Annotated in this window: 6 protein-coding genes; 4 read left to right on the top strand and 2 right to left on the bottom strand. The window is 60.7% G+C overall.

Features of this window, described 5'->3' with window-relative positions; translation table 11 throughout:
- Window positions 1-387 precede the first annotated feature (387 nt).
- Entirely contained in the window at window positions 388-702 is a 315-nt protein-coding gene (locus JOE27_RS11435) for a type II toxin-antitoxin system death-on-curing family toxin (protein WP_348632617.1), read from the top strand.
- Between the two features lie 381 nt (window positions 703-1083).
- Here the strand turns inward: JOE27_RS11435 and JOE27_RS11430 are convergent, their stop codons facing one another.
- The gene (locus tag JOE27_RS11430) at window positions 1084-4032 is read right to left on the bottom strand and encodes a membrane-targeted effector domain-containing toxin (protein WP_204918779.1); all 2949 of its coding nucleotides are present in this window, start codon (window positions 4030-4032) and stop codon (window positions 1084-1086) included.
- A 204-nt stretch (window positions 4033-4236) separates the two neighbouring features.
- Here JOE27_RS11430 and JOE27_RS11425 point away from each other — a divergent pair, with 204 nt between their 5' ends.
- Together JOE27_RS11425 and tadA are read left to right on the top strand one after the other, a co-directional pair.
- Window positions 4237-5622, top strand: a complete 1386-nt coding sequence (locus tag JOE27_RS11425; protein WP_115273980.1) for a multicopper oxidase family protein — start codon at window positions 4237-4239, stop codon at window positions 5620-5622.
- Window positions 5622-6101, top strand: coding sequence for a tRNA adenosine(34) deaminase TadA (tadA, locus tag JOE27_RS11420; protein WP_115273981.1), 480 nt, complete (start codon window positions 5622-5624; stop codon window positions 6099-6101). Before JOE27_RS11425 ends, tadA begins: the two co-directional genes overlap by 1 nt.
- A 104-nt stretch (window positions 6102-6205) precedes the next feature.
- Here tadA and mltF read toward each other — a convergent pair whose 3' ends face one another.
- A complete protein-coding gene (mltF, locus tag JOE27_RS11415; RefSeq protein WP_115273982.1) occupies window positions 6206-7663 on the bottom strand; it encodes a membrane-bound lytic murein transglycosylase MltF in 1458 nt (485 codons plus the stop codon).
- 282 nt (window positions 7664-7945) lie between these two features.
- On the opposite strand from mltF, the gene purL reads away from it, so the two are divergent.
- Window positions 7946-11845, top strand: coding sequence for a phosphoribosylformylglycinamidine synthase (gene purL, locus JOE27_RS11410; RefSeq protein ID WP_115273983.1), 3900 nt, complete (start codon window positions 7946-7948; stop codon window positions 11843-11845).
- Window positions 11846-11847: the final 2 nt, after the last annotated feature.

Genomic DNA, 11847 nt, shown 5'->3' with positions numbered 1-11847 from the left:
CACCAGGCCGGATCAGGCTGGGCTGGCTGATGGGCAAGCGGCGTACACGCAATAGGTAGCTCGGTGTATCTTGCCTCCCAGTGTGCTACCGTAAGGGCAGAAGATTATCGAACCGTTTGGGGTACTAAAGTCATGAGCCACAAGCTGGACACCTATGGCGTATCCATAGTAAAGAGGCCTAAAGTTAAAGCCATCAAGAAGCTGGACTTGGGTGGCGACTTGGGTAAGCAGATCGTTTATTCAGAAACCAAACTCGTTCTCAGGACTCACAAGAAGACTTTTCAGAAGTTGGCTGATATGTAATGGAATTGATCTTCTTTCCATTTGAGCGTGTTATTGAAATAAATACTCAAATCTTGACTACCGAACCCGGCATGAAGGGGGGCAGTGAATATTCCGATTTTGCAAGGCGCGCTGGCACGAATCGATAATGCTATCGCTTATAATGGCCTTGACGATGTATTTGAAATTGCCGCCAAGTACACTGCCAGCATCGCGCAAGGCCACGCACTGCCTGATGCGAACAAGCGTACCGGGCTTGCAGTCGGCTTGGAGTACCTTTCGCTCAATGATTATGAAATTACTTTAGATAATGATTTGATAGCGGATGCCGTTAGGGATTTGGTTGTCGGCGATATCAATGAGCAGGATTTTGCCGATATTCTCTACTCTTGCTTCATCGCTTCTCAACATCAGGTTTAACACCAGGAATGCTTGTCAAATCATCCGGCTCGATTAGCCGTATTCATGATGAAGCGACAGCGAAGTGTTTCAGGCTAATACCTTATATGTAGTTGAGCTACTGGCTAAAGTTTTTACGTGATAGTCATTCAGACTAATGCCCGCCGGTCCCGGAGCGTCAGTTACCGGCTGCCATTGCTATGAAAGATGTTGGCTTGGCCCCATGGGTAGTACTTTTGGTCGTCATGGTACTGTTCATGGGTCCTTGAAATAAGTATGTTTTATCCTATTGATTCATATGGGCTTTCGTCGTCTGTTGATAACTGAGTGGGAATGAGTTGAGCCACGAGGGCGCCGCAAGGCGCCCTTGTTGTTTGCGGTTCGCAAAGTGGTTGATGGTCTTCAATGGGCTACATGACGCATGCCCCGCATCCTGAGGAAGATGTCCAGATCGGAAAGATGCTCTAGTCGTCGCTCATGAATGGTCGGCCAGTCTGGTCGCTCGATGTAATAGAAGCGTCCATCGCGTTTGACGGGGGTACGGCGCAGGCTAAGGTCGCGGCTGCGATTGATCAGGTACGTGTCGCTGTCGATATGTTCAAAGGTGTAGTCACCCGGCCTGATCAGCAATGTTTCAAAATCGGTCGCCGCTGTGGTGAATGGCTCAATCGAGGCGCGCAGCCGTATGTTGCTTTTCAGGTGCCAGACTTTGCCCCCCTTTTCTGGCGCGTCTACACCAGGGTCGACCGCATAGCTGTCGACGCCTCCGACCGGAGTATCCTCGACGCGCAACCCTACCACGCCTTCGGTTTCTGCCAGGCCTGTAACGCCATGGAAGTTATTGGCATGGGTGTTACCGACCAATGCGACCCATTTGCCTGGCCCGCGGGCAGCCTGGTCAGCTTCGATGATCAGGTGAGCATAGAAATTCATCATCTCCTGACGTGCCACGGGGGATGGTGGCGTTGCCCACGCCTGGCGGTAGCTTGCCATGCAGTCGATGGACTGGATACGCAAGCCGTTTTTCTGCGCCTCCAGCAATACCCGGCGGAAGGTGTATCGGCCTGCCAGGTCGGTCTGGTGTCCAAAGTCCTGTGCGGTGATATAGCGGTCCAGCGCTGTGGGCAGTTGGCCGCTGCGGTTGAAGGCGTCCAGGTCGGCCTGCTGGAAGTCGGTCGTGAAATGTTCCATGTACAACGTCTTGACCTTCAGCTTGCGTAGCACAGCCATGTTGTCGATCAAGAAGCGCTTGCTACCCAGGCTGCTATGCGCCTCGCCTACCACCAGGCCCTGGCTGTTCTCATAGATGTTTTGCAGGATCTGTTTTGGCGTTGTTCCGGGGATTATGTCTGGTAATCGAGGGCGCGCAGGCGCTTGCACAGTAGCCATGAAGTCGCGGGCATCCGTAGCCAGTTGCTCGCGAAGCGTGAGAAAGCGAGCGACGGCCGCTAGCCTGTCAGGGTCATGAATATTGATTCGCACCCCTGTTAGCTCTTCGTCTGCCACGTCTTTGAGTGAGGCGCGCAAGTCGGCAGGCACTTCGTAAGGTGTGGCGGCTAGCGCAGGCTGGCTTGTCCCGGTGGCGCGGCGCCCCCAGATTTTAAGCCTCGGGAGCATGCCACCCTTGAGCCCGCCCCGGTCGACGGGATACCAATGGCCCTCGTCATCCAGCCGGATGGGCTGGCTTTTGTAGAAAGAGAAGGGGGTCTCGGGAGGCACAATGGCCCAGGTTTTCAGCTCGGGCGCAAAGCGCACCTGATAGGGTAGCTCGTCGATCAGTACATAGAACTGCCCATCCTGCGTATAGATACCTTGGAGTGCTCCTGTGCCGGGCTCGCCGCTCAGTAGAACGTTGGTTTCGAATGGGCTAAGCAACGGCCAGCCTTCTGCGGGCTGGAACGGCGCAGGGACCCAGGCTTTCACCGCATCCGTCACGCTGGCATCCTCCTCCTCGCCCTGGACCACTTCGCCGGCCGTGGCTGGATCTTCTGCCGAACCTAGGTTTTTCCCTGTGCCTGCTTCAGTGACCTCGGCCAGTTCTGCAATGGGTTGCCCCGGCGCACTCAGGAGAAACGTGGCGTTGAACAGGGTTTCGATGGCCGAAAGAATTGCGCCTGTTACGCCTGCCTTGCGTTCGCAGGTTGTATGGCCACTGATCGCTTGATCGATATTGAGGCCAGTTTCTGCCATGCCGGCACCCACCAGGGCCAACGCAACGGGCCAGTCCACCGCAGCCATGGGGCCGAAGACTCTCAGCGACGCCCTCAGGTAGCCGATCCACAGTTGTTTGCGCAAATCGTCATTCGAGCGCAGGGAAACGTGCGCATCATCGAGCATTCGCTGATGGGCTTTGTCGCGCAGCCAGCTAAAAACATCGCCATCGATTCGCTGATCGAGCGTGTTAAGGCCGGAGTAATCATCTTTTCCCCAGCCTTGATACAGCAGGTCGACAAGGTGGTTGAGCCCGATGCTGGTATTGCCCTCGTCACGATCTTGGAGGGAGAAGTGCGCCATGAAGCGGGCCCGGTTTTCGGCCTGATTGCAGTGGTTGAGCACCCACCAGAACAGCGCCTGATCATTGTCGAACACCTGCAATGCATCGACATCGCCGGGCAAGTAGACAAGTTGCCTGCCATCTTGCATTTGTACGCGCAGGATATCCGTAGCCACATGTCCGCCGATATCGAATGTGCATGCACGAATACCCTTGCCCGTTGCAGACTGATGTTGCAGTGCTTCTATCGAAGGCGGCCAGGAGATGTCTCCCACCAAGGCTTGGGTGACTTCCCGGCAACACTTTGCAAGCCCTGACGTGGGGTCCTGTGCACAGGCTTCTAGCACTTTGCTCAGGAAGTTGGCCTTGGCCAATGTACGAAAGTTCTCGGAATGCGTTGACCAGAATGACTTCAACCGGCTTTTGAAGTGACTGGCGAAATCGATGCTCCAGAAGTACTCCAGGACATTCCTCGCGTCGAGTCGCACTTCGTTGAGTTCGTCGTAGGCATTTTTGCCGGGGCCATCGCTGTAGAAACCGACGAGGTAGCCGAGCAAGTCGGCATTGTCCTGATCATTGGCATCGAAGCGGTGCATGACCAGCTGGGGCAATGTCAGGGACTCGTACGGTGGGTCCAGATGTTGCCATCCGTTGAAGGTTCTGGGGCTGCTGACGGCGGTGTGAAACCGGTGCAGATAGACGCTGTCAGGGTCATGTGCCTCCAAGCCATGCCGGTCAAGGATCTGCTGCGCGACCTCTCGCGCCATCTGGCGCATGTCCGGGCACGTTTCACTCACTTGCCTGGCCAGCTTGGTCAGCGAATCAAGGGTATCTGGTTGCGTTTTGCCAAGTAACATAAGGGCTCTCAAGGGTCGAGGGTGAGGGCCGGAAAGTGGCAGAAACGGTGCCGTGGTGGCGGTATATAGTGCCTGCCAGGTGTGCTCAGGGCAGCGCTATGCAACACTTCACTTAATCTTTCCCATTTGCAGGTGTATCGTATTCGCCCTTCATCGCCAGCCGTGCTGGCAGCTTGACTGCGCTTAAACGAGGTACCCGCACCGATGTCCTTCACCCGTCGACAAATGCTCAAGGGCCTGACCGGCCTGGTTGTAGTAGGCCTGGGCGCCGGAGGCGCAGCGCGGTACTGGCTGGGCAAGGTCGAGGACGAGAATGCCGGGCACGACTACGAGCTGATCGCGGCGCCCCTGGAGGTCGAGCTTGTGCCCGGCTTCAAGACCGAGGCCTGGGCGTTCGGCCCGTCGGCGCCAGGTACCGAGTTGCGGGTTCGCCAGGGCACCTGGCTGCGGGTACGGTTCATCAACCATCTGCCGGTGGAAACCACCATTCACTGGCATGGCATCCGCCTGCCGCTGGAAATGGACGGTGTGCCGTATGTGTCGCAGTTGCCGGTCAAGCCGGGCGAGTATTTCGACTACAAGTTCCGTGTGCCTGACGCCGGCAGCTACTGGTACCACCCGCACGTCAGCAGCTCTGAAGAACTCGGCCGCGGCCTGGTAGGCCCGCTGATCGTCGAGGAGCGTGAGCCAACCGGGTTTTTGCATGAGCGCACGCTGAGCCTGAAGAACTGGCACGTGGACGAGCAGGGTGCCTGGCTGCCATTCAGTATCCCCCGCGAAGCGGCGCGCAATGGTACCGCCGGTCGGCTGATCACCATCAATGGCCAGGCTGACTCGGTCACCGAATTACCGGCCGGGCAGGTGGTGCGCCTGCGTCTGCTCAACCTGGACAACACCTGGACCTATCGCCTGAACCTCAAGGGTGGCAATCACGAGGCCAGAATCTACGCCCTCGATGGCAACCCGGTCACCCCGCGTGTGCTCGATGACGAGTACTGGCTGGGGCCAGGCATGCGTATCTGCCTGGCGATCCGCATCCCCGAGGCAGGTGAAGAGATTTCCCTGCGCGACGGCTTCGTGCGCTTGGGCACCTTGCGCTCGGTAGCCAGCAACGATGCGCCCAGCGACTGGCCGCCTGCCTTGCCGCCGAACCCTGTGGCCGAGCCGGATCTGGAGAATGCCGAGAAGCTGAACTTCAATTTCGAATGGGTGGGCAAGGTTTCGGTCAACACCGAAAATGGCAGGCCGCCGAGCCTTTGGCAGATCAATGGTCAAGCCTGGGACATCACCGACAAGACCTGCGCCGACCGGCCGATCGCCACGCTGCAAAAAGGCAAGAGCTACATCTTCGAGTTGAAGAACATGACCCAATACCAGCACCCGATCCACCTGCATGGCATGAGCTTCAAGGTCATTGCCTCCAACAGGCACAAGATCGTCGAGCCGTGGTTCACCGACACCTACCTGCTGGGCAAGAACGAGCGGGCCCAGGTGGCGCTGGTGGCCGATAATCCAGGCACCTGGATGTTCCACTGCCATGTCATCGACCACATGGAAACCGGCCTGATGGCCGCGATTGCGGTGGTCTGATGCGCCCACAGATCATCGATCGCAGCCGTGATCAGGAATTCATGCGCATGGCCCTGGACCTGGCGGCACAAGGTGCCGCGCTGGGCGAGGTGCCGGTGGGCGCGGTGCTGGTGCAGCACGGCCAGGTGATCGGGCAGGGCTTCAACCGGCCGATCATCGACAGCGACCCCAGTGCCCATGCCGAGATGGTCGCCATCCGCGCGGCGGCAAAGTCTGCGAGCAATTACCGCCTGCCGGGCAGCACCCTTTATGTGACCCTGGAGCCTTGCAGCATGTGCGCGGGGCTGATCGTGCATTCGCGGGTGGCCCGGGTGGTGTATGGCGCGCTGGAGCCCAAGGCCGGCATCGTGCAGAGCCAGGGGCAATTTTTCAGCCAGGGCTTCCTGAACCATCGGGTAATGTTCGAAGGAGGGGTGCTGGCCGAGGAATGTGGCGCAATCTTGAGCGAATTCTTCAAGGCGCGGCGCGCCAAGGTGTAGGAGCGGCCTCGTGTCGCGAAAGGGCTGCAAGGCAGCCCCGCCTTTAATGCCTCAATACTGAACCCTGGACAGCTGTGCGGGCCTTTCGCAACACAAGGCAGCGCCTACATCGGCGGCGACTGTTCCGCCGGTTTGTCCTTGTTGACCCCCGGCACGTGCAGGTTGCCCTCGGCCACCTGGCCCTCGAGCTGCGGCTGGGTCACCCAGGTGAGGATGTCGTAGTAGCGGCGGATGTTGGCCACGAAATGCACCGGCTCGCCACCACGGGCGTAACCGTACTTGGTCTGGCGGTACCACTGTTTCTGCGACAGGCGCGGCAGCATCTTCTTCACGTCCAGCCACTTGTTCGGGTTGAGCTTTTCTCGTTTGGCCAGCGTGCGCGCGTCTTCAAGGTGGCCGCTGCCGACGTTGTAGGCCGCCAGGGCGAACCAGGTGCGGTCTGGCTCCTTGATGCTGTCGTCGAGCTGCTGCTTGACCAGCATGAAGTATTTGGCACCACCTTTGATGCTCTGCCTCGGGTCCAGGCGGTTGGACACGCCCATCGCCTGGGCGGTGCGCTGGGTCAGCATCATCAGGCCGCGTACGCCGGTCTTGGAGGTGACTTCCGGTTGCCACAAGGATTCCTGATAACCGATCGCGGCCAGCAGGCGCCAGTCCACCTGTTCGACCTTGGCGTAGCTCTTGAAGTATTTTTCGTATTTGGGCAGGCGCTGCTGCAAATGCTGCGCAAATGTGTAGGCGCCCACGTAACCGAGCACGTCGACGTGGCCGTAATAGCGGTCTTTCAAACGCTGCAGGGTGCCGTTTTTCTGCGATTTGTCGAGGAATTCGTTGACTTCGTTCAGCAGGCTGTTGTCTTCACCCGGGGCGACCGCCCAGCGTTGGTTGCGGGTTTCGCCAAGGTCGAAGGCCACCCGCACGTTGGGGAAGTACACCTGGTTCATCGCCAGTTCGTTGGAGTCGACCAGCGTCAGGTCGACCTGCCCTTCATCGACCATGCGCAACAGGTCGACCACCTCCACCGCGTCGGACTCTTCGTATTCCAGGCCCGGGTAGCGCCTTTTCAGTTCGGCCAGCTGGTCGGCGTGGCTGCTGCCTTTGAGCACCATGATCTTCTTGCCGACCAGGCCCTTGGGGTTTGTTGGGCGCGAGCGGCCGTTGCGATAGATGACCTGAGGGGTCACTTCCAGGTATGGATGGGAGAACCTGGCCTGGGTCTTGCGCCGCTCGCTGCTGACCAGGCCGGCCGCTGCCAGCACCGGACCGGACGGTTTACCCAGGTCGTCGAACAGTTCGTCGAGGTTGTCGGCGGTCTCGATCTCCAGCTTGACGCCAAGATCGTCGGCGAAACGCTTGACCAGCTCGTACTCGAAGCCGGTTTCGCCGTTGCGGTCCTGGAAATAAGTGGCCGGGCTGTTGCGGGTGATCACGCGCAGCACGCCGTCCTCCTTCACGCGCTCGAGGGTGCTGGGTTTTTCAACGCAGGCACCGAGCAACAGAAAGAGACCGGTTGCGAAAAGCCATTTGGCGCAACGCTGGCGCAAAGCAGTATGGGCGAACATAGCTTGCAGTATACGCAAAGGACGGGGGGCGCCATATCTCGACAACTGCCAGGTTGTCTGGTAGCGCGTTCTGTGATGCAAGCTGCAAGCGGCAAGAAAAATGCGACCTGCGCGCCACCTGTTTTTTCTTGTAGCTTGCAGCTTGCGGCTTGTCGCTTTTTTTGACCCCGAAGTCCGGTTCCGCCGCCCGGCAGCATTGCCCTCTGGCGGGTGCCGCAAGCCGCGGAATTAGGCTAGAATGCACGGCCTCTAAGCACACCCCTTCCTGAGGCTGTCCCGACGATGTTGATCCTGCGCGGCGCTCCTGCCCTTTCTGCCTTTCGCCACGGTAAATTACTCGAGCAACTGAGCCAGAAAGTCCCCGCTGTTACTGGTTTGTATGCCGAATTTGCCCACTTCGCCGATGTCGACGGCGAGCTGACCGCCGACCAGCAGCAGGTGCTGGGCCGTCTGCTCAAGTACGGCCCGAGCGTGCCGGTGCAGGAGCCGACTGGCCGCCTGTTCCTGGTCGTGCCGCGCCTGGGCACCATCTCGCCCTGGGCCAGCAAGGCCAGCGACATCGCCCACAACTGCGGCCTGCAGTCGATCCAGCGCCTGGAGCGCGGCATCGCCTACTACGTTGCCGGTGACCTGAGCGACGCCGACGCCGCCGTTGTCGCCGCTGAACTGCACGACCGCATGACCCAGCGCGTGCTGGCCCAGCTGGAGCAGGCGAGCGACCTGTTCAGCCATGCCCAGCCCAAGCCGATGACGTCGGTCGATATCCTGGCCGGTGGCCGCGACGCGCTGGCCAAGGCCAACATCGAGCTGGGCCTGGCCCTGGCCGAAGACGAGATCGACTACCTGGTCAACGCCTTCCAGGGGCTCAAACGCAACCCGAACGACATCGAGCTGATGATGTTCGCCCAGGCCAACTCCGAACACTGCCGCCACAAGATCTTCAACGCCAGTTGGGACATCGACGGCCAGGCTCAGGAAAAGAGCCTGTTCGGCATGATCAAGAACACCTACCAGATGCACAGCGAAGGCGTGCTGTCTGCGTACAAGGACAACGCCTCGGTGATCGTCGGCAACGTTGCCGGGCGTTTCTTCCCGAACCCTGAGACCCGCCAGTACGGCGCGGTTCAGGAGCCGGTGCACATCCTGATGAAGGTCGAGACGCACAACCACCCGACCGCCATCGCTCCGTTCTCCGGTGCCTCCACCGGCTCGGGCGGCGAAATCCGTGACGAAGGTGCTACCGGCCGTGGCGCCAAGCCAAAAGCCGGCCTGACCGGCTTCACCGTGTCCAACCTGCGCATCCCGGGCTTCGAACAGCCATGGGAGCAGGCCTACGGTAAACCTGAGCGTATCGTTGACGCCCTCGACATCATGATCGAAGGCCCGCTGGGTGGCGCAGCGTTCAACAACGAATTCGGTCGCCCGGCTCTGACCGGCTACTTCCGTACCTTCGAGCAGGCCATCAACACCCCGCACGGTGAAGAAGTGCGCGGCTACCACAAGCCGATCATGCTGGCCGGCGGCATGGGCAACATCCGTGAAGACCACGTACAGAAGGCCGAAATCACCGTCGGCGCCAAGCTGATCGTGCTCGGTGGCCCGGCCATGCTGATCGGCCTGGGCGGCGGCGCCGCTTCGTCGGTCGCCACCGGTGCCAGCTCGGCGGACCTGGACTTCGCCTCGGTGCAGCGCGAAAACCCGGAAATGGAGCGCCGTTGCCAGGAGGTCATCGACCGTTGCTGGCAGCTGGGCGACAAGAACCCGATCGCCTTCATCCATGACGTTGGCGCCGGCGGCATTTCCAACGCCTTCCCTGAACTGGTGAACGACGGTGGCCGCGGTGGCCGCTTCGAACTGCGCAATGTGCCCAACGACGAGCCGGGCATGGCCCCGCACGAAATCTGGAGCAACGAATCGCAGGAGCGTTATGTGCTGGCCGTCAGCGCTGTCGACTTCGAACGCTTCCAGGCCATCTGTGAGCGCGAGCGCTGCCCGTTCGCCGTCGTTGGCGAGGCGACCGAAGAGCCGCACCTGACCGTGACCGACAGCCACTTCGGCAATACGCCGGTGGACATGCCGCTTGACGTGCTGCTGGGCAAGCCGCCGCGCATGCACCGTTCGGTAACCCGCGAAGCCGAACTGGGCGATGATTTCGACCCGAGCAAGGTAGACCTGGACAGCGCCGTGCAGCGTGTCCTGAACCACCCGGCGGTTGCCAGCAAGAGCTTCCTGATCACCATCGGCGACCGCACCATCACCGGCCTGGTGGCCCGCGACCAGATGGTCGGCCCGTGGCAGGTACCGGTAGCCGACTGCGCCGTCACGGCCACCAGCTTCGACGTGTACACCGGTGAAGCCATGGCCATGGGTGAGCGCACGCCGCTGGCAGTGCTCGACGCGCCAGCGTCCGGCCGCATGGCGATCGGTGAAACCCTGACCAACCTGGCTGCCGCGCAGATTGAAAAGCTGTCCGACATCAAACTGTCGGCCAACTGGATGTCCGCTGCCGGCCACCCAGGCGAAGACGCCCGTCTGTACGACACCGTCAAGGCTGTCGGTATGGAGTTGTGCCCGGAGCTGGGCCTGACCATTCCGGTCGGCAAGGACTCCATGTCGATGAAGACCAAGTGGAGTGAAGAGGGCGTCGAGAAGAGCGTCACTTCGCCAATGTCGCTGATCATCACCGGCTTCGCCCCGGTCACCGACATCCGCAAGACCCTGACCCCGCAACTGCGCATGGACAAGGGTGAGACGGACCTGATCCTGATCGACCTGGGCCGCGGCAAGAACCGCATGGGCGCTTCGATCCTGGCGCAGACCTACGGCAAGATCGCAGCCCAGGCTCCGGACGTCGACGACGCCGAAGACCTCAAGGCATTCTTCGCCGTGATCCAGGGCCTGAACGCCGACGGCCACCTGCTGGCCTACCACGACCGTTCCGACGGCGGCCTGCTGACTACCGTGCTGGAAATGGCCTTCGCCGGCCACTGCGGCCTCGACCTGCAACTGGACCCGCTGACCGACAACAGCAATGACGTGCCGGCCATCCTCTTCAACGAAGAGCTGGGCGCAGTCATCCAGGTTCGCCAGGATGCTACCCCGGACGTGCTGGCGCAGTTCAGCGCCGCAGGCCTGGGTGAAGGTTGCGTGGCGGTGATCGGCAAACCGGTCAACAACGCCGAGGTGTCCATCAGCCTGAACGGCCAGGTGCTGTTCGACGACGACCGTCGCATGCTGCAGCGCCAGTGGGCCGAGACCAGCTACCAGGTTCAGCGCCTGCGTGACAACGCCGACTGCGCCGACCAGGAGTTCGACGCGCTGCTCGAAGAAGACAACCCGGGCCTGTCTGTCAAGGTTGGTTACGACGTCAACGAGGACATCGCTGCGCCGTACATCAAGAAGGGCGTGCGCCCGCAAGTGGCGATCCTGCGTGAGCAGGGCGTCAACGGCCAGGTCGAGATGGCTGCCGCCTTCGACCGCGCCGGCTTCGCCGCCATCGACGTGCACATGAGCGACATCCTCGCTGGCCGCGTCGACTTCGAAGCCTTCAAGGGCCTGGTTGCCTGCGGTGGTTTCTCTTACGGTGACGTGCTCGGTGCCGGTGAAGGCTGGGCCAAGTCGGCCTTGTTCAACGCCCGTGCCCGTGATGCCTTCCAGGCCTTCTTCGAGCGTACCGACAGCTTCGCCCTGGGCGTGTGCAACGGTTGCCAGATGATGTCCAACCTTCACGAGCTGATCCCGGGCACCGAGTACTGGCCGCACTTCGTGCGCAACCGCTCGGAGCAGTTCGAAGCCCGTGTGGCCATGGTCGAGGTGCAGAAGTCCAACTCGATCTTCCTGCAGGGCATGGCCGGTTCGCGCATGCCGATCGCCATTGCCCACGGTGAAGGCCATGCCGAATTCGCCAGCGAAGAGGCACTGCTGGAAGCCGACCTGTCCGGTTGCGTGGCCCTGCGCTACGTCGACAACCACGGCAAGGTCACCGAAGCCTACCCGGCCAACCCGAACGGCTCGCCGCGTGGTATCACCGGCCTGACCAGCCGCGACGGCCGCGTGACCATCATGATGCCGCACCCGGAGCGCGTGTTCCGCGCCGTGCAGAACTCCTGGCGCCCGGATGAGTGGCAGGAAGACGCCGCGCTGATGCGTATGTTCCGTAACGCGCGCGTCTGGGTGAACTAAGG

The organism is Pseudomonas sp. M5 (assembly GCF_016907075.1).
Taxonomy (GTDB): Bacteria; Pseudomonadota; Gammaproteobacteria; order Pseudomonadales; family Pseudomonadaceae; genus Aquipseudomonas; species Aquipseudomonas putida_E.
This window is presented reverse-complemented; position numbering and strand designations above follow the sequence as displayed.